This is a genomic window from Methylotenera sp. 1P/1 (assembly GCF_000384355.1).
Taxonomy (GTDB): domain Bacteria; phylum Pseudomonadota; class Gammaproteobacteria; order Burkholderiales; family Methylophilaceae; genus Methylophilus.
On sequence record NZ_ARWC01000001.1, the window covers coordinates 1,563,833 to 1,584,624 of the forward strand.

Genomic DNA, 20,792 nt, shown 5'->3' on the forward strand with positions numbered 1-20,792 from the left:
CTTGTCTGCTTTAATAATTAAGTATTCTCACTAAGATTCCGTTAGTCGATCAGCGTGTGCATAAGCCACTAATTGCTGATCGCGCACAAATCCCAATAAGGTAATTCGATTGGCTTTTGCAATGCGTACTGCCAGTCCGGTAGGGGCAGAAATAGCAGCCAGCATATCAAAACCCGCCATGGCTACTTTTTGCACCATCTCATAACTTGCGCGGCTGGTCGTCAACACAAACCCGCCACGGCGATCTTGGCTGGCCAGCGCACCGATTAATTTATCCAGCGCATTATGCCGACCTACATCTTCCCTGACCATTTCAACGGCACCCGTTACATCTGCCCAAGCACATGCATGGGTGGCACCGGTTTGACGTTGCAACTGTTGCAACGCTTGAATCTCTTGATGCGCCCTCAATACACTTTTTACCGTAATCGGCTGCTGAGCGTGCTGGGTATCAACCTGTTCTGGTAGGCGGAACACCTGACTCAAACTTTCTGCACCACACAAACCACAGCCAGTGCGCCCAACCATGCTGCGCCTACGCGCTTTCAAATTCACAAACTGCTCGGTGGCAATTTCAATGTGCAATTCGATGCCGTTTGCGTGCACCTGCATTTCGACACCATACACATCACTTTTTTGCTGCACAATGCCTTCTGTTAGGGAAAACCCCAAGGCAAAATCTTCCAAATCTTGCGGACTTGCCAGCATCACGGCATGCGATACACCGTTATAGACCAATGCAATCGGCACCTCTTCAGCCAGCCGATCATCAACTGTGGCAAACTGGCCGTTACGCCATTGCCGAACGGCATAGGTCTGCGCACTCAATTGCTGACTCAGCGCATCTTCTGCAAACCAATCAGCCATGATTAGCACGCACTTTCAAAAAATACGTGGTGAATTATTCCACCACCGCCGGCTTGGCAGGCAAAATGCCAGTTAAGTGAATCTGCGATTCACTGAACTCTTGGTACTCTTGCTGCCAGTTAGAAAGTTGGTTGACGCGTGACACTTGTACCGCAGTGACCTTGTACTCGGGGCAATTGGTCGCCCAGTCCGAGTTATCGGTCGTAATCACGTTGGCACCAGACTCGGGGTGATGGAAAGTGGTATACACCACGCCAGGCTGTACGCGCTCAGTAATCGTTGCACGCAATACAGTCTCACCAGCGCGACTGGTAATGCCCACCCAATCACCTTCTTGAATACCACGATCTTCCGCGTCGTGCGGATGAATCTCAATTAAATCTTCTGGGTGCCACACCACGTTTTGCGTACGGCGTGTTTGCGCACCCACGTTATATTGAGAAAGAATACGCCCTGTGGTCAATATCAGCGGATATTTACCATTCACTTTCTCTTGGGTGGGCACATACTGTGTCACAAAGAATTTACCTTTACCGCGCACAAACTCATCCACATGCATGGTCGGTGTACCTTCTGGCGCTTCATCGTTACATGGCCATTGAATACTGCCTAACTCATCCAGTTTTTTGAAGCTTACACCTTTGAATGTTGGCGTCAACGCTGCGATTTCATCCATGATCTCACTGGCATGGTTGTACTTCATCTCATAACCTAATGCAGTCGATAATTTGGCTGTAATTTCCCAATCTTCATAGCCGTTTTTAGGCGTCATGACGCGACGTACTGGAGAGATGCGACGCTCAGCATTGGTGAAGGTGCCGTTTTTCTCTAAGAAAGAGGCACCGGGGAAAAACACATGGGCAAACATGGCGGTTTCGTTCAAGAACAAATCTTGTACGATCACGCACTCCATCGATTCCAGCGCATGGGTGACATGCTGTGTATCTGGGTCGGATTGCGCAATGTCTTCGCCTACACAATACAATGCTTTAAAGCTGCCTTCTGTCGCCAAATCTAACATATTAGGAATACGCAAGCCTGGATCAGCACTGAGTGGACGGCCCCAAGCCGCTTCAAACTCAGCACGGGTTTCATCGTCAGATACATGGCGGTAACCTGGGAACTCATGTGGCATAGAGCCCATATCACACGAGCCTTGCACGTTATTTTGACCACGTAATGGGTTCACGCCTACGCCTTCACGGCCCACATTACCGGTTGCCATCGCTAGGTTAGCAATCCCCATCACAGTGGTAGAGCCTTGACTGTGCTCAGTCACACCCAAACCGTAGTAGATAGCAGCATTACCACCAGTCGCAAACAGTCTTGCTGCTTCACGTACTTTTTGTGGGTCTACGCCCGTATCTTTGGCTAAGCTTTCTGGTGAGTTTTCTGGTTTAGCCACAAAATCACGCCATGCCTCATAGGAATCCCACTCACAACGTTCTCTGACAAAATCTTCTTTGACTAGGCCTTCCGTCACAATCACATGTGCCAGTGCTGAAACCAATGCCACATTGGTGCCTGGGCGTAAATTCAAGTGGTAATCGGCACGTACATGCGGTGAGTTTTCTACCAAATCAATGGCACGTGGGTCTGCAATAATCAGCTTTGCACCCTCACGTAGACGGCGCTTCATAATGGAGGCAAATACTGGGTGACCATCCGTTGGGTTTGCGCCAATAATCAAAATCACATCGGATTTCATCACGGAATCAAAGGTTTGCGTACCAGCAGACTCACCCAAGGTTTGTTTTAAACCATAGCCGGTTGGGCTGTGGCAAACACGCGCGCAAGTATCCACGTTATTGCTACCAAACACTGCACGTACCAATTTTTGTGTGACGTACACTTCTTCATTAGTACAACGTGAAGAGGTAATGCCGCCGACAGAATCCTTGCCATATTTAGCTTGAATACGCGTAATCTCGCTAGCTGCATAATTAATAGCTTCGTCCCAACCCACTTTTTGCCAAGGATCATGAATGCTCTTACGGATCATGGGTGTGGTAATGCGGTCTTGGTGCGTAGCGTAGCCCCAAGCAAAACGGCCTTTGACACATGAGTGGCCGTGATTAGCGCCACCGTCTTTATTCGGCGTCATACGGACGACTTCTTCGCCCTTCATTTCCGCATCAAAACTACAACCCACGCCGCAATAAGCACAAGTAGTGGTGACTTTATGTTCTGGTGTACCTGCCTCAATCACGGATTTTTCCATCAAGGTGGCCGTTGGGCAAGCCTGTACACAAGCGCCGCAAGAGACACACTCTGACTCTAAAAAGTCTTTATTGCCTGCAGAAACTTTGCTACCAAAGCCGCGACCTTCAATCGTCAACGCAAACGTGCCTTGCGTTTCTTCACAGGCACGCACACAACGACTGCACACGATGCATTTACTTGGATCAAACGTAAAATATGGGTTGGATTCATCTTTGGTAGACCCTAGATGGTTTTCGCCTTCGTAGCCGTAACGCACTTCGCGCAAGCCCACTGCACCGGCCATGTCTTGTAGTTCACAATCACCATTGGCTGCACATGTTAAGCAGTCGAGCGGATGGTCTGAAATATAAAGCTCCATCACACCACGGCGTACATCTGCCAATTTGGATGTTTGTGTTTTGACTTTAATGCCTTCAGCCACAGGTGTTGTGCAGGATGCTGGGTAACCGCGACGGCCTTCAATCTCCACCAAACATAGGCGGCAAGAGCCAAACGGCTCAAGCGAATCGGTTGCACACAGTTTGGGCACAGTCACACCACCCAATTGTGCCGCATGCATAATTGAAGTGCCTTCCGGCACGGTAACTGACGCATCATCAATGGTGAGCGTAACCATTTTCTCGCTCACTATTTTCGGCGTACCATAGTCTTTATTAGGGTCGTATTTAATGTCATCCATGATGTCGTATCCTTTGCTACTTATGGTTAAGCAGCAACTTCCTTCTTATTTAAACCAAAATCTTCAGGGAAATGATTCAACGCGCTCAACACCGGATAAGGTGTCATCCCGCCCAATGCGCAGAGAGAACCATTTAACATAGTATCGGACAAATCTCGCACTAATTGAATGTTTTTTGCATGATCTTTGCCCGAAGTAATTTTATCCATCACTTCTACACCGCGCGTAGAGCCAATACGGCAAGGTGTGCATTTACCACAACTTTCAATGGCGCAGAATTCAAACGCGTAACGGGCCATTTTTGCCATATCCACAGTATCGTCAAACGCCACAATGCCGCCATGGCCTAATACGGCCCAAAGTTTAGAAAACTCTTCGTAATCTAAAGGGGTATCAAATTGGCTTTCTGGCAAGTAAGCGCCTAGCGGTCCACCGACTTGTACGGCACGAATCGGCTTACCAGAAGCTGAGCCGCCGCCAAAGTCATACAATAGCTCGCGCAACGTTGCACCAAAAGCCAACTCTACTAAACCGCCTTGCTTGAGATTGCCCGCAAGCTGAATCGGTAGCGTGCCACGTGAACGTCCCATGCCGTAATCGGCATAAAACTGCGCACCTTTATCCAAAATAATCGGTATCGTCGCCAAAGAAATGACGTTATTGACTACTGTTGGCTTGCCAAATAACCCTTCAATAGCAGGCAGTGGTGGTTTAAAACGCACCAAGCCACGCTTACCTTCTAGACTTTCTAATAGTGAGGTTTCTTCACCACACACATAGGCACCAGCTGCGCGACGCACTTCTAGATGAAAAGCTTTACCTGAACCACAAATGTTGTCGCCCAAATAGCCAGCCTGATTTGCTTTTTCAATCGCCTCGTTTAAGACTTTGAGCGCGTGTGGATACTCGCTACGCAGGTAGATATAGCCTTGGGTTGCGCCCACAGCCACACCTGCAATCGTCATACCTTCAATCAACACATAAGGATCATCTTCCATCACCATACGGTCTGAGTAGGTACCAGAGTCGCCTTCATCCGCATTACACACAATATACTTCTGATCTGCAGGCGCATTCAATACGGTATTCCACTTAATACCAGTTGGGAAAGCCGCACCGCCACGACCACGCAGTCCAGAATCAGTGACTGTTTTCACAATGTCTGCACCAGACATCTTGAGTGCATTGGTCAGGCCTTTATAACCATCATGTGCGATGTAATCATCTAATGAAACAGGATCGGTAATGCCGATACGCGCAAAGGTCAGGCGTTGTTGTTTTTTAAGCCAGCTTAACGATTCTGTTAAGCCTAAATTGAGGGGGTGGGCACCTGCATGTAGAAAGTCTGCGTCGAACAAGCTGGGGACATCTTTTGGCTGCACCGGCGCATAGGCAACACGGCCTTTGTCTGTTGCCACCTCTACAAATGGCTCTAACCAAAACAAACCGCGCGAACCATTGCGTACCAGTTCAATTTCAATACCACGTTTTTGCGCTTCTGCCGCAATGGCTTTGGCAGTTCGGTCTGCGCCCAAAGACAGCGCAGTAGAATCACGAGGAACAAATACTTTAATCATGATGCGACCCTCGCTTCATGGATAATCTCTGCTATTTTTTGACTATCAACACGGCCATACAGTTCCTCATCCATCAGCACGGCAGGCGAGCAAGCACAGTTGCCTAAGCAGTACACCGGCTCTAATGTAATCGCACCATCCGCAGTGGTTTGGTGGTAATCAATCCCTAGTGTAGATTTGATGTGGGCTTCCAGCTTTTCTGCACCCATCGCTTGGCAAGACTCTGCTCGGCATACTTGTAGTACATGCTTGCCTACAGGATGCGTTCTGAAATGATGATAGAACGTCACCACGCCATGCACCTCTGCAACAGACAAAGCTAACGCATGCGCGATTTGCGGATACGCCGCTTCAGGCACATAACCGAGTGTATCTTGTATAGCATGCAACACTGGAAGTAACGCACCAGGTTTATCGCGATGCACTTGAATTTGCGCATCGATCTGAGCCGACTCGTGCGAAGAAAGTACTGTCGTCAAAACATTCCCCAAGCTTAACTTAAGCTAAAAATAACCACATCATCATATACCTAATCTAAGGCTTGTTAAAGCCAAAAAAGGGCATAGAATATAGGCTTATTCAGTTTAATGTATCATTTTCATTAAAACCATTAGTCAGATGCCGAACGCTCATACCACATCCCCCAAATTGATCGACCAGTTTGGGCGTCAAGTAGACTACATTCGGTTATCCATCACGGACCGATGTGATTTTCGTTGTGTCTATTGCATGAGCGAGGACATGACGTTTTTATCCCGTGACGAAGTCCTCAGTTTAGAAGAATGTGCGCGCTTGGTGCGCATATTTGTACAACTGGGTGTGTCCAAGGTACGCATTACCGGTGGCGAGCCTTTGGTGCGCAAAAACGCACTATGGCTATTCAATGAAATAGGGCAACTCAAAGGCTTACATGAGTTGGTGCTCACTACCAATGGAAGCCAGTTAGCAAAACAAGCCGCCGCGCTAAAGCAGGCAGGTGTAAAGCGTATCAATATTTCGGTAGATAGCCTGCAACCAGAACGATTTAATAGCATCACGCGCACTGGACATCTAGCGCAAGTGCTGGATGGGTTACGTGCCGCGATTGCCGCTGGATTTGAAGGCATTAAGCTCAATACGGTGTTGATGCGCGGCACCAACGACGACGAAGCAGAAGATTTGGTGGCCTTTGCAATCCAACACCAAATCGACATTAGCTTTATTGAGGAAATGCCTTTGGGCGAGGTGAACCATACCCGTGACAGTACCTTTGTCAGCAATTTGGACACACTCAAGCGACTTCAAAGTAAATACTCACTCATCCCAAGTACACACAGCTCTGGCGGGCCAGCGCGTTATTGGCAAGTGGCCAATGCAAACACTAAGATTGGGTTTATCTCACCACATAGCCATAATTTTTGCGAAAGCTGTAATCGTGTACGCATCAGTTGTAAAGGTGAGTTGTTCCTATGTTTAGGGCAAGAAGATAAAGTCGAGCTGATGCCGCTATTACGCGCTAACCCAACGAACGATGCACCCGTGATTGAAGCCATATTAAATAGCATGTCCATTAAACCTAAAGGGCACGACTTTGACCTGAAGCGTGCTGCACCCGCAGTGGTGAGGTTTATGTCACATACAGGTGGGTAATGTCTGTTTCCGCCATTATTTTATCGGGCGGCCGCGCCACGCGTATGGGCGGCATAGACAAAGGGTTAGTGCCACTCCACAACAAGCCGCTGATTGCGCATGTCATTGACCGTATCCAACCACAAGTAGACGAAGTGTTCATTAATGCAAACCGTGAGCTTGCGCTTTATCAGGCGTTTGGCTTATCGGTCCTGACAGATGAGCATCAAGATTTTATCGGCCCTTTGGCAGGCTTTTATATTGGCCTCAAGCATTCAAAGCACGCATATTTACTCACCGTACCGTGCGATTCTCCAAACCTTCCGCAGCACTTGGTGACTAAATTATTAGACGCACTGGCTGCGCAACATGCTGATATAGCGGTCGCCACCAGTGATGGTCACGCTCACCCGGTAGTGAGTTTATGTAAAACGACGGTTCTTCCTTCGCTCGCTACCTTTATTGCCAAAGGTGAGCGCAAGGTGAGCTTGTGGCAGAAACAACAGGCATATGTCGAGGTGGATTTCAGCAACCAGCCCGATGCATTTATCAACTTGAATACCCACCGTGATGTGCAATGGTTGGAGCAACACCATGTCGCTTAACATGCCGGCACTCAATATCCCTGTGCTAGGCATTTGTGCCGCCCAAAGTAATGCGGGTAAAACAACACTGATTGCGCAATTGATTCCTGTGCTCATGCAGCGTGGCGTCCGTGTTTCAGTGATTAAACATGCGCATCACCAATTTGATATTGACCATCCTGGGAAGGATAGTTACAAAATCCGGGAGGCGGGTGCGGTGCAAACCTTGATTGCCTCTGGTAAACGCTGGGCACTGATGACAGAGATGCAGCGTACGCCTCAATACAGTGACGAAGCCGATTTAACTAGCTTGCTAACGCAACTCAATACCGAATACGCTGACCTTATTTTGGTAGAAGGCTTTAAATATGCAAAGATTCCCAAAATAGAAGTCTATCGCCCTAGCCTGCAGTTACCGTTACTTGCCACCAAAGATGCCAGCATTATTGCGGTGGCTAGCGATGCACCCTTGACACTCTCGATACCGGTATTGCCATTGAATGTAATCGACAACATCGCTGAATTTATTATTCAACAATTTTTACCTCAGCAACTCATATCATCATGACCACACCCAGCCTCACTCAGTTAGCCACCGATCCAAGCTGTATGGAAGACTATGACCCAAATGCCATGTCTGTATCACAAGCAAAGAACTACATTAAACAGTACCTTAAACCGGTGTCTGAGAAAGAAGCACTGCCTATTCACGAAAGCTTAGGGCGCGTCTTGGCTGACACCATTGTGTCACCTTGCAATGTGCCTAATCACGACAATTCAGCCATGGATGGCTTTGCTTTTCGTCATCAGGATGGTGCGCTACCCCTCAACATTATCGGCACCGCATTGGCCGGCCAGCCATTTCAGGGGGCGCTGAACCAAGGAGAATGCATCAAAATCATGACGGGCGGCGTCGTGCCATCCAGCGCAGATTGTGTAGTGATGCAAGAGCGGACATCGGTTCAACAAAATTTACTGACCATCACGGAGCTGCCCAAACTCGGTGCAAATATTCGCAAAGCTGGTGAAGACCTGATGCTGGGCCAAACCGTATTGCCACAAGGGCACCGCATGACGCCTGCAGACTTAGGGCTAGTTGCCTCATTAGGCATCCCAACAGTGACGGTGTATCGCCGACTAAAAGTAGCTTTTTTTAGCACTGGGGATGAGTTAGTCGGTGTGGGTAAGCTATTGGCAGAAGGACAAATTTACGACAGCAACCGTTATACCTTATTTGGCATGCTAACTCGACTAGGTGTGGAAGTGAGTGATTTAGGCGCAATACCAGATAACCCGACCCTGCTGGAGCAGACACTGCTTAAAGCAGCAGCGACACATGATGCCGTGATTACTAGCGGCGGCGTGTCCGTTGGCGAGGCTGACCACATGAAAACGCTGCTCGCTCAGCATGGCGAGGTTTTATTTTGGAAAATGAACATGAAGCCCGGACGCCCACTGGCTTACGGCAAAGTGCATACTGCAAGCAATAGTGCGCATTACTTTGGCCTACCTGGCAACCCAGTGGCCACCATGGTGACTTTTTATCAATTTGTCCGTGATGCCCTGATCCTCATGATGGGCGCATCGCCCAAACCATACCCTACGCTCAAGGTTGAGTGTACAGAATCCATCAAAAAAGCCGCGGGTCGTACTGAGTTTCAACGTGGTGTCATGTACGAGGTTGATGGAAACTGGAAAGTCAAACCACTACCCAATCAAAGTTCAGGCGTATTAAGCAGTATGAGTTATGCCAATTGCTTTATTGTACTAGGTGAAACCGTAGCCAATTTGAATGCTGGCGAGACCGTTGAAGTGCAATTATTTGAAGGAATTATTTAACATAATATAGGGTGATTGGCTGCTATTAACCAACATCTTTCACAAGGTTCGCTTAAATCTTACCTATAGTATAGAGTGATGAAAATTTAATTCCCCTAGCAAATTTTGAACGCCTTGATTTCACATTCAAAAAGCAATGAACACCTGCTGATATGGACACTTGTCTGCTCCATGTTGCTGCACGCATTGCTTGCACTGATCGTGCCTAATTTTGATTTTTCTACCAAACAACCGCCAAAGCAAGAGTTGACGGTTGAGTTAGTCCAGCCCAAAGCGCCAGAACCGCTGCAGGAAGCGCCACCCGCACCGCCTACCCCGGTTGAGCCAGAGCCAATCACGGAACCTATTAAAGAGATTCCAAAACCTATTAAAAAATTAGAAACTCCGGTAGAGCGCAAGCCAACCACGCAACCCGTCACAGAGGCACCATCACAGCAAGAGGCAGCACCCCCTCCAGAGGTGATAGCAGCAGCGCCTAAAGCCGAGTCCAAGCCAGCCTTTGTGGCACCGCCACCACCAGCAGAACCGCCAAAGCGTTCAGGACCATCCGATAGTGATATTCAAGCGGCCAGAGATGCTTATCGCAACCAAGTGCAACAAGAACTCAAACGCAACCAACGTTATCCCCGAATTGCCGAATCACGCGGGATCGAAGGGGACGTGGTGCTGGAAATCAGTATAGATCATGATGGCAACGTGACCCATGTAGCCGTCACGGGCTCCAGTGGCAACAATGCGCTGGACGAAGCTGCAATGGCCGCCGTCAAACGCTCAAACCTCAAGCAATATATGCAAGAAGTTTTACGCGGTCATATTGATAAAATCACCGTTACCGTAGGCTTTAAGCTAGAAAACTAAAACCGCATGCAAAAAACGCAGAATTCTAAATCGTTACGTGATCTGCTGTTAATGCATGAGCTTATTTTTATCGCCCTGATTTTGCTTGCTGTCATCAGCGGCGGCTATGGCATACATATCTGGGATAAAACTTCTAAAGAGTCACAGCGTATTAACTTATTGGTACAAGAAATTTACCAAGTGCGCGGCGATTTATACCGCCAAATGAAAGAGTTATTTGATGCCTTCTTTTTGCAAGATGGTGAAGCGCTCGCTGAATATAACGCTTACACACAATCCATACTGACCCACTTTAATGGGCTCAAAGGAATTGCGCGCGGTGACGAAGAGAAACAGGCAATTGCCGAGATTGAGCAGAATTACCGCATCTTTGTGAATGAGGCACCGTCGCTGTTTTATCGCTATCAAGCACGTCCGGATCGGGACTCTCAGAAATCGCTCTATAAGGACATTGAAACAGGCATTTTTTCTCGCTACGAGGATGTCTCCAAGCGTGCAGAAATGCTACTTAGCTTAAAACAAGTAGAGCTCAAAACAAGGCTTGCCGATGCCAAATCCAGCTCGATTGCCATCTTGAGCATTCCAGTCTTACTTGCGGGGATTTTGCTGTTTTTTTCTAGGCTCTTTCTCAAAAAATCCATCGTCAACCCGATCAATGCCATGATGCACGCAACACAAGAAATCAGCGCGGGCAACTTAAACCATAAAGTACCGGAAACCGGCGCTAAAGAGCTGGCTACCCTCTCGCAAGAAATCAACAAAATGGCTGAGGACTTATCACTGAGCCGTGATGCACTGGTACGCACCGAAAAGCAAGCTGCGCTTGGGTTACTGGTTCCCATGCTGGCACACAATATTCGCAACCCGCTCGCCAGCATTCGCGCGACTGCGCAAATTATAGATAGCCCCGAGCACGACAAAGATACACGTGAATCACTTCAAGGCATCATGAACACCGTAGACAGGCTAGAACGTTGGACGGGGGCGCTGCTAGCGTATCTCAATCCCATCAAACCACAGCTCAGTCCGGCCAAATTAAGCAATATCATCCAAGGCGCAACTGGACCACTGGTCCAGAAATTAGCGGAAAAAAACATTCAGATCGTGACCGATATCAGTGATGTAAAGAGCGCCATTCTTACCGATGAGCACTTGCTGGAACAAGTGCTTTACAACCTGATTCTGAACGCCATTGAAGCCTCACCAAAACAATCCTCTATTTACATTAATGCAAGCTTGTTCAACCATGTACTCGAAATGACTATCCGCGACGAAGGATCCGGTATGCCATTTGTACCTGACCCGCATGCCTTAAGCCCAGGCCCTACCACGAAGCGTTTTGGTACTGGCTTAGGCATTCCATTTGCCTTCAAAGTGTGCGAAGTCCTCAATGGCCAAGTAGAATTTATGACAGCACAGCCTGTCGGTACCATCATCAAAATCAACCTGCCCCAATAGCACTCACCACAGGCAATTGCATCGTGGCCAGCAGTCATAAATTTATTTACGATTAAACTTGCCTTATTTGCGTTTTTTTAGAACAATGGTCATATCAAGATATGATGAACACTATGCTAAACCAACCCGTTCCAGACTTTGCACTTCCTGCGACTTCAGACAAAACCATCCAGCTTTCTGACTTTTTAGGTAAATATGTAGTCGTATATTTTTACCCCAAAGACTCCACGCCCGGCTGTACCACGCAAGGCATGCAATTCAGAGATGCGTATGCCGATTTCCAACAGGCCAATACCGACATTATAGGTATCTCGCGTGACTCCGTGAAATCGCATGAAAACTTCAAAGCAAAATTCAGCTTCCCGTTTGAGCTATTGGCGGACACCGAAGAAATCGCCTGTGGCATTTTTGGGGTGATGAAAATGAAGAACATGTATGGCAAGCAGGTACGCGGGATTGAGCGCAGCACATTTGTCATCAATCCGCAGGGCGAGCTTATTCGCGAATGGCGTGGCGTTAAAGTTGACGGCCACGCGCAGGAAGTACTCACTTTTATTCAATCTTTATCACGATAAATCGATTATGGTCAAAAAATCAGCAGCTACAACCAAACTCTTTGTATTAGACACCAATGTATTAATGCACGACCCTTCGTCGCTGTTCCGATTCGAAGAACACGATATTTATCTGCCCATGGTAACGTTAGAAGAGCTGGATAATAATAAAAAGGGGCTGACAGAAGTTGCACGTAATGCACGCCAAGCCAGTCGTTACTTAGAAGAAATTGTTGGCACAGATCTGACCAACCTAGAGCTAGGCTGTCCACTCGCCATCAATAATAACCGCCACTTAACCGGACGTTTGTTTTTACAAACCCAACAAGTCATTAAAGAGCTGCCTGGCCTAGCCGGCAGCAAAGCCGATAACCAAATTATCGGCGTTGTGCTTGATCTGCAACAACGCCACCCCAATCGTCAGGTGATATTGGTCAGTAAAGATATCAATATCCGCATTAAGGCGCGCGCCATGGGCGTGCCTGCTGAAGATTACTTTAACGATAAAGTACTGGAAGATAGCGATTTACTCTACACAGGGATTCGTGAACTGCCACAAGACTTTTGGGAAAAACACAGCAAGGCTATGGAATCCTGGCAAGAAGCAGGCCGCTTGTTTTATCGCATCTCTGGCCCACTTGTAAAATCGTTCCTGATCAATGAGTTTATCTATTATGAGTTTGATAAACCGTTTAACGCGATTGTCCGTAAGATAGAGGACAACACCGCCGTACTCGAAGTGGTGCAAGACCATACCAATCCTAAACATAGCGTATGGGGTATTGTGGCAAGAAACCGCGAGCAGAACTACGCGCTTAACTTACTGATGGATCCGGAAATTGATTTTGTCACCTTGCTTGGACAAGCTGGGACAGGCAAAACGCTGCTCACGCTCGCTGCTGCCTTGACACAGACACTGGATAAAAAAATCTACTCTGAAATCATCATGACGCGCGTGACCGTGCCAGTGGGTGAAGACATAGGTTTCTTACCCGGCACCGAAGAAGAGAAAATGGCGCCATGGATGGGCGCGCTGGAAGATAATCTAGACGTCTTGAATAAGACTGATGAAGATGCAGGAGAGTGGGGGCGTGCTGCAACGCAAGACCTGATTCGCACGCGGATTAAAGTCAAATCACTCAACTTTATGCGGGGCCGCACCTTTTTACATAAATTCCTGATCATTGATGAGGCTCAGAACCTGACACCAAAGCAAATGAAAACACTGATTACGCGTGCCGGCCCGGGCACCAAAGTCGTTTGTTTAGGCAACATTGCACAGATTGACACGCCCTACCTCACAGAAGGTAGCTCTGGGTTAACTTACGTGGTGGATCGCTTTAAAGGATGGGAACACAATGGGCATGTCACCTTGGTACGTGGCGAACGTTCAAGGCTTGCAGACTTTGCTGCAGAGTCATTATAAGCCTTGCCAACACTGAACTATGCTATGCTCTGAAAGCACGAGTATTAAAGGATTAACCCTGAAGTAGCACCCAAAGCTATTTCATAAAAATAATGCAATCTGGTTTTTATATTATATTAATTGCGCAGTTTTTGTCTGCACTTGCCGACAATGCGCTGTTGTTTGCTGCGATTGCACTACTGGCAGAAATGCATGCACCCAATTGGCATACACCGCTGTTGCAACAGTTTTTTGTGATTTCTTACATTGTACTAGCACCATTTGTAGGCTCAATTGCCGATGCATTTCCCAAAGGCAGCGTCATGTTTGCCTCCAACTCCATTAAAGTCGTTGGCTGTATTTCCATGATTTTTGGGCTACCGCCACTCTATGCCTATGGCATTGTAGGCATAGGTGCGGCAACCTATTCACCTGCAAAATACGGCATTTTGACAGAGTTATTACCTAGCCATTTATTGGTAAAAGCCAATGGCTGGATGGAGGGCTCTACTGTCACAGCAATTATTGCAGGTGCCATTATTGGCGGCAAGTTAGCCAGCACTAACCCGCATTTTGCCTTGTATGTGATTACTGTCTTATATATAGGGGCCGCCATCTTTAACTATTTTATTCCCAAGATGCCCATTGAGCTTAAATTAGAAAGCAAGAGCGCTTTTTATATGGTGAAAGATTTTTGGCACGCTTTTGTCTCGCTTTGGAAAGATCCATTAGGTCAAGTGTCGCTTGCGGTGACCACTTTATTTTGGGGTGCTGGTGCCACATTAAGGTTGGTAGTATTGGCATGGGCGGCGCTCGCACTCAACTTCGATATCGAGGCGTCCACGCAGCTAGTCGCCACGGTAGCAGTGGGGATTGCAGTAGGCTCAGTGATTGCATCCAAATACATTAAGCTAGAAGAGTCTACCAAAGTATTGCCAGCTGGCATACTCATGGGTGTATTGGTCATTGCGATGGTATTTGTTACTCATTGGGCAGTCGCAGCAGTTTTGCTGTTCTTCATCGGCGTATTAAGCGGCTATTTTGTGGTGCCGCTTAATGCCTTACTACAACACCAAGGTCACCATTTGATAGGCGCAGGCCATTCCATTGCCGTGCAAAACTTTAATGAGCACATAGGCATCCTAGTGATGCTAGGCTGTTATTTGCTCATGGATAAAGCCAATATGCCGATGAACTACATCATCATTGCATTCGGCACGTTCATTATTTTGAGCATGGGCCTCATCAATAAGGTGTACCACAAAAAAATTTACGCGCCCAAATGAGCGCGTAAGTCTATTCAACAACCTAATTTGAATTGCAACTAATGCAATTTCACATGCGGCTCGGTTCTGCGGGAAATCAAACGCCCAATGGTGTGGATAATCACTGACAACACACCATGCAATGCCATCAAATGCATTTTGTATAGCGATCTGTACATTAGGCGTGCAAACAGGCCTTGAATATACATACTGCCGCCTGACACTGCACCCATCAAGCTACCTACCGTAGAGTATCTACCTAGATTCACTAACGAGCCATAGTCGGTGTAATGGTATTCAGGCATTTCCGTTTTGTTAGCAACACGCGCCTTCACAGATTTCACCAACAAAGAGGCTTGCTGATGCGCCGCCTGCGCACGTGGCGGTACATTGCCATCATGTCCAAGCCATGGGCATGCTGCGCAATCACCTAATGCAAAAATATTGTCATCTAAGGTAGTTTGCAGTGTTTGTTTGACTACTAATTGGTTAATGCGGTTAGTCTCTAAGCCATCAATATCTTTTAAGAAATCTGGTGCTTTAATACCAGCGGCCCACACCACTAGCTCTGCTGGAATTACACGTCCGCTATGAGTTGTCACGCCTTTGTCCGATACCTCCGTCACACGCTCACCCGTAAATACATTCACACGCAACTTGCGTAATTCTACGTCTACCGCCAATGACATCTTGACTGGTAAGGCCGGCAAAATTCTATCGCCAGCTTCAATCAATGAAATTTTCACATCACGGTCTGCGTCAATTTTATCCAGACCATAGGCTGCTAACTCACGTGTCGTATTATGCAATTCAGCAGCCAACTCTACGCCTGTTGCACCCGCCCCAACAATCGCCACTTCCAGCTGGCCTGGTTTTAATGGCGTGGTTTGGGTTTGTGCACGCAACAACGCATTGTGCAAGTAGCGATGAAATTTTTGTGCTTGTGCTTGCGTATCTAATGCCATGGAATGTTCACGGGCACCTTTGATACCAAAATCATTGGTGGTACTGCCTACCGCCATAATCAGCGTGTCATACTTGAATGTGCGCCGTGGAATCACCTCATTACCATCTTCGTCAATATAAGGCGTAATGGTAATCTCGCGTGCGCTACGATTTAAGCCATCCATACGACCGAAGCGGAAATTAAAGTGGTGCCAATGGGCTTGTGCCAAGTATTCCAGCTCATGTCGGTCTGGATCCATACTGCCTGCAGCAATTTCATGCAACAAAGGTTTCCACACATGCGTACGTGTGCAGTCGATTAAAGTGATCAGTGCTTTTTTCTTTTTGCCTAGACTGTTGCCTAAGCTCGTGGCTAACTCTAAACCACCAGCGCCGCCGCCAACGATAATCACATGATGTAAATCGGTCTCTGAACTCAAAATATAACCTCTTGATATAAACAAAAACGCGCCTGCCATATACATGCAAGCGCGTTATATACGGAATACGCGGTTAGCTTGCTGCCGGAGCAGGTGCGCCCATACTGCGAATCCATGCAATAATTTTTAACAATTCGTCTGGTGTAATCCCATTTTTAGGATCTGTCGGGTCCATCAAGCCAACACCTTTTGCACCCATACCACCATTTGTACCATGCCAAACTGTCTCAAACATACCTTTATCTGTAGAGTCTTTAGGATAACGATAGGTTGGGCCGGTTAAACCAGGACCTACTTGACCTTTTGCTTCCGGGCCATGGCATTGCGTACAAGAGTACAACTGGAATACTTTTTTACCCTTAGCAATCGCTTCTTCGTTACCAATATATGGGTTATTACCTGTGGCCAAAAATTCTTTAGCTGCAGGCGTATCAAATAAAGCCGCATCGATTACCAATGGCTTGCTTTCTTGTGTGTCTACAAACTCAATTGCCTTACCTGATGGAGCAGCTGCAGCGGCTTTGTCGCCACCGGCACTGCTTGCGCTGTTGTCAGCGTTACACCCTGTTAAACCTGCCACTAGCATCATCGTCAACATGCCAAGCTTGTAACTTTTCATCTTCTGCCCCTATGCAAAATATAATTATACTGATCAAGAAAAAAGGTTGCTGTAATTATACAGCAACCTTTTGATTTTGTTACCTCACTGTAACTTGACCGTTACAAATGTGTGATTTATTTTTTAGGTGTTTCGTTTAACCAAGGAGTGTCGCCACCACCTTTGTATTGTGTACGCAACCATGCTTCAATTTTTAAAATATCATCAGTCGCTAAGTTTTCTGGGTTACCTAATTGGTTATGCCATGCAAACATACCGCCGTTACTACCACCTGCAATCGTTTCAAACATGCCTTTATCAGTAATATGTTTTGCATATTGCCATGTGCTGTCAGTAATGTTTGGGCCCACTTGACCGCCACCATTTGGACCATGACATTGTGTGCATGAGTAAAAACCAAATTTTTTCTTACCGGCTTTAGCTGCTTCTGGATCTTTTGCAAACGCTTTTGTATAAGGGTTTACGCAAGTTGCCAAAAATTCTTTAGCTTGTGGTGTGTCAGTATCCACAACTTTAACGCCTAATGGACTGCCATCTTTTGTAGAAACTAAATCACACGCTGCACTTGCTTGAAATGAAAGCGTAAGACCCGCTAATGTCAACATACCAACAAATAAAGTTGACTTTAATGCTTTATTGCCTAACATGTTTTCTCCTAATCTATATAACAATAATGAGCTACGTTTTGTTCATGCTAAGCGCACTGCCCAACGTATGATCATTTAACGAACTATTACTTGTTTGGTTGACACAATTTATTCACAAGATTCTGTTAGCAAACAATCGCGAGATTCTACTTGTTTTTTAAAACTGTGTCACTCATAAATGATTAGTTTAATTACCTTTTTTGAACACATTATCACCTTCAACCACTGGCACTGTTGGGATGCCGTAGTCCGCTAGGATTTTTGTGATTTTATCTTTGTTACGCTCTAAAGCTGCATCAATGTCTGCCATGCGTGCTTTATCTTTTTTACGCACGCCAACAGAGATATTCCAGTATTCCTTGCCTTTCAAATCTACGTTGTTGTATTCCGGAATAAACACCACGTCCATAGGCACTGGAGATTTCTTGGCATAATAGCCAGCAATCGGCCCCCACATGATTGCAACATCAATTTCCTTCTTAGCTAAATCGTCAATCATAAAGCTAGTAGGCAAATTCAAATCACGCTGCATACGATAAGGTTTTGAGTATGCAATTAAGTCATGATCTCTTAATGGAATAGTGGCCGGACTTTGACCAATCACGCCAATCACGCCTTTTTTCAAATCGGGCGAATCCCAATTGGTAATATTAAAACCGCTCTCCTTGCGCCACACAAACACATGGCCAGAGCGATAATATGGTTTAGATGTTCGTAAGGCATCGTAATCTGAAGTAGTACCGATGACTACATCACAGCGGCCAGCATTAATGGTATTTCTGAGAAAGCCTTGACGATTGTAGGCATATGCAAATGTAAGTTTTTTACCTAAGTCCTTTGCCAACACTTCAGCAATCTTGTCTTCAAAACCTTCTTGTTTCAAATTTGAATACGGCATGTTGTCTGGGTCTGCACAAACCTTGAACTCAGTACCATCATCTACACGACGCACCTCACCAACGCGACCTTCATCTGCATTTAAAGATGGCAGCTCTTTATCGTCCAGCACTTTCTCAATGGTCTCTTCAGCCAACACATGATTGCTTACCAACACCAAGCTCACCAATACTACTTTTAATTGTTTTAACATCATCTCAACCCTCATATTATTAAGTGACATACATCTACCACACTGTCTTCTGAGTACCACTAGGTTCAAAAGTTCTTTCTCATAGCAAATCAGAAAGAAGCATTGTAACCAAATGCTTCGCTTTAGCATACCAATCTGTATACATCTAAGTTTTATTCTCTACATATAAAAAAACACCCCACCGAAGTGGGGTGTTTAGTTTAGCTAATGAAAGCTGAGTTAACGTATTAACGTTATAACTTAAGCAAGCCTAAATTATAGTGAGAATACTGTTAATGCACCGCCGCCAGGAGCAGCGTTGTATTTTGTCAACTCTTTGTAACCACCAGCAGCACCAAGTGCGTCTGTGTCGTTAGTCATACCAAGGTTCATCGCTACACCAGCCCAGCCACCGATACCTGATAGCACGCCAACGTGTTGTTTACCTTTTAAGCCGTATGTGAATGCATTACCAATCACGCCAGAACCTACTTGGAATTTCCAAAGTTCTTTACCTGATTGTGCATCAACAGCTTTGAACCAACGATCTAAAGTACCGTAGAACACCAAGTTTGAAGCAGTAGTTAAAGCACCACCCCAAGCAGAGAATTTCTCTTTGTTGTACCAAACTTTTTTGTTGGTCATTGGATCATAAGCGCCGAAGCCACCCATTACGCCGTCAGGACCAGCAAACATAGTTAAAGTAGCACCAACCCATGGTTGACCAGCAACGTATTTAGACTCAACTGGCTCGTATGTCATACACACGTGGTTCAATGGAGTGTAAATCAAACCAGTTTTTGGTGAGTATGCAGCTGGTTGTTGATCTTTAGTACCCAATGCAGCTGGGCAAACGCCTTTAGCATTGTAGTCTTGGTGTGTTGAAGCTTTAGCGTCTTTATGTGGCACGCCTGTTTTCATGTCAACGTGTGTTGCCCAGTTTACGAATGGGTGTACTTTCTCAGCAGCAACTAAAGTACCGTTACCAGCTTGGAATGTGTACGCAAAACCGTTACGGTCATGGTGCCATGCGTATGTTTTGCCACCTTTGTCGAACAAGATTACTTCGTTGATACCATCATAATCCCACTCATCGTGTGGAGTCATTTGGTAGCCCCATTTTGCAACACCAGTGTCTAAGTCACGTGCGAAAATAGTCATAGACCATTTGTTGTCGCCTGGACGTACATCTGGGTTCCATACAGATGGGTTACCTGTACCGTAGTACACTAAGTTTGTACGTGCATCATACGGCCACCAGCCCCATACAGAGCCACCACCATGTTGCCAACCATCTTTAACTGCTTGTGGTTTCAACCATGTACGTGTACCTAATTCTTTTTCGCCAGTTTTGATTTGGCTAGCATCTAGTGCTTTGAAAGAACCGCCTTGTTTGTTACCACCGTTAACGTCAGCATATACTGATAATGCGCTGTATTGTGGGTTAGCTGAGTTGAAATCAGCACCGATCAACACTTCAGCATCAGGACCTGTTGAGTAAGCTTTCCATGCCAAAGAACCATCTTTGATGTTGTATGCTGCGATAAAGCAACGTACGCCGAACTCAGCACCTGAACAACCTGTCAATACTTTGTCTTTGATTACGTGTGGAGCGTTAGTGTTTGTAGCACCAACTTTTGGATCTGTGTTTTTAACTTCCCAAGCTTTAGCACCTGTTTTAGCATCTAAAGCAACCAACATACCGTCATTTTGTTGAAGGTAGATTTTACCGTCGCCGAAGCCTAAGCCACGTGAAACGTTATCGCAGCACAAAACAGCTTGTACTGATGGGTCTTGTTTAGGGAAATATGACCATACGATTTTTTGATTGTCGTTTAAGTCAAGTGCGTATACGTTGTTTGGGAATGCTGTATGTACATACATCATGTTACCAACAACCACTGGAGAACCTTCGTGACCACGGTTTACACCAGTAGCGAATGTCCAAGCAGCTTTCAGGTTTTTAACGTTACCTTTGTTGATTTGCGCTAATGAGCTGTAAGCTTGGTTAGTATGGTTACCACGTGGGTGAGCCCAGTTGTTTGCGTTTGCAATTGCCGCGTCTTGGTCTGCAGCTGCAGAAGCAATCATTGGCAATGCCATTGATGCTGCAACTAAACCTAGAGCTAATTTGATTTTATTAACTTGCATGTTG

General features: G+C 46.4%; 18 protein-coding genes. 9 read left to right on the forward strand and 9 right to left on the reverse strand.

Annotated features, from left to right (window positions below; all coding sequences use genetic code 11):
• Nucleotides 1-30 precede the first annotated feature (30 nt).
• From fdhD to A3Q3_RS0107425, 4 genes are read right to left on the reverse strand one after another with little or no spacing between them, the layout of a single operon-like run.
• Nucleotides 31-867, reverse strand: coding sequence for a formate dehydrogenase accessory sulfurtransferase FdhD (gene fdhD / locus A3Q3_RS0107410; RefSeq protein WP_020182950.1), 837 nt, complete (start codon nt 865-867; stop codon nt 31-33).
• 34 nt (nt 868-901) lie between these two features.
• Nucleotides 902-3,769 (reverse strand): formate dehydrogenase subunit alpha, encoded by a 2,868-nt coding sequence (gene fdhF, locus A3Q3_RS0107415; protein ID WP_020182951.1) that lies wholly within the window; start codon nt 3,767-3,769, stop codon nt 902-904.
• A gap of 26 nt (nt 3,770-3,795) precedes the next feature.
• Nucleotides 3,796-5,346 carry an NADH-quinone oxidoreductase subunit NuoF gene (locus tag A3Q3_RS0107420; RefSeq protein ID WP_020182952.1) on the reverse strand — a complete coding sequence of 517 codons (1,551 nt, stop codon included), beginning with the start codon at nt 5,344-5,346 and terminating at the stop codon, nt 3,796-3,798.
• Nucleotides 5,343-5,825: a formate dehydrogenase subunit gamma gene (locus A3Q3_RS0107425; RefSeq protein ID WP_020182953.1), complete on the reverse strand. Its 483-nt coding sequence runs from the start codon at nt 5,823-5,825 to the stop codon at nt 5,343-5,345. Before A3Q3_RS0107425 ends, A3Q3_RS0107420 begins: the two co-directional genes overlap by 4 nt.
• Before the next feature lie 139 nt (nt 5,826-5,964).
• On the opposite strand from A3Q3_RS0107425, the gene moaA reads away from it, so the two are divergent.
• The 9 genes from moaA (at nt 5,965) to lplT (ending at nt 14,938) form a co-directional block, all read left to right on the forward strand.
• Complete coding sequence (gene moaA / locus A3Q3_RS0107430) at nt 5,965-6,975, forward strand: GTP 3',8-cyclase MoaA (protein ID WP_026361818.1); 1,011 nt, start codon at nt 5,965-5,967, stop codon at nt 6,973-6,975.
• Nucleotides 6,975-7,559 (forward strand): molybdenum cofactor guanylyltransferase MobA, encoded by a 585-nt coding sequence (gene mobA / locus A3Q3_RS0107435; RefSeq protein ID WP_020182955.1) that lies wholly within the window; start codon nt 6,975-6,977, stop codon nt 7,557-7,559. The genes moaA and mobA overlap by 1 nt, the downstream gene beginning before the upstream one ends.
• Complete coding sequence (mobB, locus tag A3Q3_RS0107440; protein WP_020182956.1) at nt 7,549-8,106, forward strand: molybdopterin-guanine dinucleotide biosynthesis protein B; 558 nt, start codon at nt 7,549-7,551, stop codon at nt 8,104-8,106. The genes mobA and mobB overlap by 11 nt, the downstream gene beginning before the upstream one ends.
• Nucleotides 8,103-9,377, forward strand: a complete 1,275-nt coding sequence (glp, locus tag A3Q3_RS0107445; protein WP_020182957.1) for a gephyrin-like molybdotransferase Glp — start codon at nt 8,103-8,105, stop codon at nt 9,375-9,377. The genes mobB and glp overlap by 4 nt, the downstream gene beginning before the upstream one ends.
• Before the next feature lie 171 nt (nt 9,378-9,548).
• Nucleotides 9,549-10,235: an energy transducer TonB gene (locus A3Q3_RS0107450; protein WP_020182958.1), complete on the forward strand. Its 687-nt coding sequence runs from the start codon at nt 9,549-9,551 to the stop codon at nt 10,233-10,235.
• A gap of 6 nt (nt 10,236-10,241) precedes the next feature.
• A complete protein-coding gene (locus tag A3Q3_RS0107455) occupies nt 10,242-11,693 on the forward strand; it encodes an ATP-binding protein (protein WP_020182959.1) in 1,452 nt (483 codons plus the stop codon).
• Nucleotides 11,694-11,806: 113 nt separating this feature from the next.
• Nucleotides 11,807-12,268: a peroxiredoxin gene (locus A3Q3_RS0107460; protein WP_020182960.1), complete on the forward strand. Its 462-nt coding sequence runs from the start codon at nt 11,807-11,809 to the stop codon at nt 12,266-12,268.
• A 7-nt stretch (nt 12,269-12,275) separates the two neighbouring features.
• Nucleotides 12,276-13,673, forward strand: coding sequence for a PhoH family protein (locus tag A3Q3_RS0107465; protein ID WP_020182961.1), 1,398 nt, complete (start codon nt 12,276-12,278; stop codon nt 13,671-13,673).
• Between the two features lie 92 nt (nt 13,674-13,765).
• Nucleotides 13,766-14,938, forward strand: coding sequence for a lysophospholipid transporter LplT (lplT, locus tag A3Q3_RS0107470; RefSeq protein ID WP_020182962.1), 1,173 nt, complete (start codon nt 13,766-13,768; stop codon nt 14,936-14,938).
• Between the two features lie 38 nt (nt 14,939-14,976).
• On the opposite strand, the gene A3Q3_RS0107475 is transcribed toward lplT, so the two are convergent.
• The 5 genes from A3Q3_RS0107475 to A3Q3_RS0107495 form a co-directional block, all read right to left on the reverse strand.
• Nucleotides 14,977-16,347: an NAD(P)/FAD-dependent oxidoreductase gene (locus tag A3Q3_RS0107475; protein WP_020182963.1), complete on the reverse strand. Its 1,371-nt coding sequence runs from the start codon at nt 16,345-16,347 to the stop codon at nt 14,977-14,979.
• 28 nt (nt 16,348-16,375) lie between these two features.
• Nucleotides 16,376-16,921, reverse strand: coding sequence for a cytochrome c (locus A3Q3_RS0107480; protein WP_020182964.1), 546 nt, complete (start codon nt 16,919-16,921; stop codon nt 16,376-16,378).
• A gap of 116 nt (nt 16,922-17,037) precedes the next feature.
• Nucleotides 17,038-17,568: a c-type cytochrome gene (locus A3Q3_RS0107485; protein WP_020182965.1), complete on the reverse strand. Its 531-nt coding sequence runs from the start codon at nt 17,566-17,568 to the stop codon at nt 17,038-17,040.
• Nucleotides 17,569-17,755: 187 nt separating this feature from the next.
• Nucleotides 17,756-18,658 carry a quinoprotein dehydrogenase-associated putative ABC transporter substrate-binding protein gene (locus tag A3Q3_RS0107490; RefSeq protein ID WP_026361820.1) on the reverse strand — a complete coding sequence of 301 codons (903 nt, stop codon included), beginning with the start codon at nt 18,656-18,658 and terminating at the stop codon, nt 17,756-17,758.
• A gap of 255 nt (nt 18,659-18,913) precedes the next feature.
• Complete coding sequence (locus A3Q3_RS0107495; protein WP_020182967.1) at nt 18,914-20,788, reverse strand: PQQ-dependent dehydrogenase, methanol/ethanol family; 1,875 nt, start codon at nt 20,786-20,788, stop codon at nt 18,914-18,916.
• Nucleotides 20,789-20,792 lie beyond the last annotated feature (4 nt).

What these genes read in the sequence shown, in the direction of transcription:
- fdhD (WP_020182950.1), bottom strand. Translation starts at nt 867, where the DNA reads ATGGCTGATTGGTTTGCAGAAGATGCGCTGAGTCAGCAATTGAGTGCG.
- fdhF (WP_020182951.1), bottom strand. Translation starts at nt 3,769, where the DNA reads ATGGATGACATTAAATACGACCCTAATAAAGACTATGGTACGCCGAAA.
- A3Q3_RS0107420 (WP_020182952.1), bottom strand. Translation starts at nt 5,346, where the DNA reads ATGATTAAAGTATTTGTTCCTCGTGATTCTACTGCGCTGTCTTTGGGC.
- moaA (WP_026361818.1), top strand. Translation starts at nt 5,965, where the DNA reads ATGCCGAACGCTCATACCACATCCCCCAAATTGATCGACCAGTTTGGG.
- mobA (WP_020182955.1), top strand. Translation starts at nt 6,975, where the DNA reads ATGTCTGTTTCCGCCATTATTTTATCGGGCGGCCGCGCCACGCGTATG.
- mobB (WP_020182956.1), top strand. Translation starts at nt 7,549, where the DNA reads ATGTCGCTTAACATGCCGGCACTCAATATCCCTGTGCTAGGCATTTGT.
- glp (WP_020182957.1), top strand. Translation starts at nt 8,103, where the DNA reads ATGACCACACCCAGCCTCACTCAGTTAGCCACCGATCCAAGCTGTATG.
- A3Q3_RS0107450 (WP_020182958.1), top strand. Translation starts at nt 9,549, where the DNA reads ATGTTGCTGCACGCATTGCTTGCACTGATCGTGCCTAATTTTGATTTT.
- A3Q3_RS0107455 (WP_020182959.1), top strand. Translation starts at nt 10,242, where the DNA reads ATGCAAAAAACGCAGAATTCTAAATCGTTACGTGATCTGCTGTTAATG.
- A3Q3_RS0107460 (WP_020182960.1), top strand. Translation starts at nt 11,807, where the DNA reads ATGCTAAACCAACCCGTTCCAGACTTTGCACTTCCTGCGACTTCAGAC.
- A3Q3_RS0107465 (WP_020182961.1), top strand. Translation starts at nt 12,276, where the DNA reads ATGGTCAAAAAATCAGCAGCTACAACCAAACTCTTTGTATTAGACACC.
- lplT (WP_020182962.1), top strand. Translation starts at nt 13,766, where the DNA reads ATGCAATCTGGTTTTTATATTATATTAATTGCGCAGTTTTTGTCTGCA.
- A3Q3_RS0107475 (WP_020182963.1), bottom strand. Translation starts at nt 16,347, where the DNA reads ATGTATATGGCAGGCGCGTTTTTGTTTATATCAAGAGGTTATATTTTG.
- A3Q3_RS0107480 (WP_020182964.1), bottom strand. Translation starts at nt 16,921, where the DNA reads ATGAAAAGTTACAAGCTTGGCATGTTGACGATGATGCTAGTGGCAGGT.
- A3Q3_RS0107485 (WP_020182965.1), bottom strand. Translation starts at nt 17,568, where the DNA reads ATGTTAGGCAATAAAGCATTAAAGTCAACTTTATTTGTTGGTATGTTG.
- A3Q3_RS0107490 (WP_026361820.1), bottom strand. Translation starts at nt 18,658, where the DNA reads ATGTTAAAACAATTAAAAGTAGTATTGGTGAGCTTGGTGTTGGTAAGC.
- A3Q3_RS0107495 (WP_020182967.1), bottom strand. Translation starts at nt 20,788, where the DNA reads ATGCAAGTTAATAAAATCAAATTAGCTCTAGGTTTAGTTGCAGCATCA.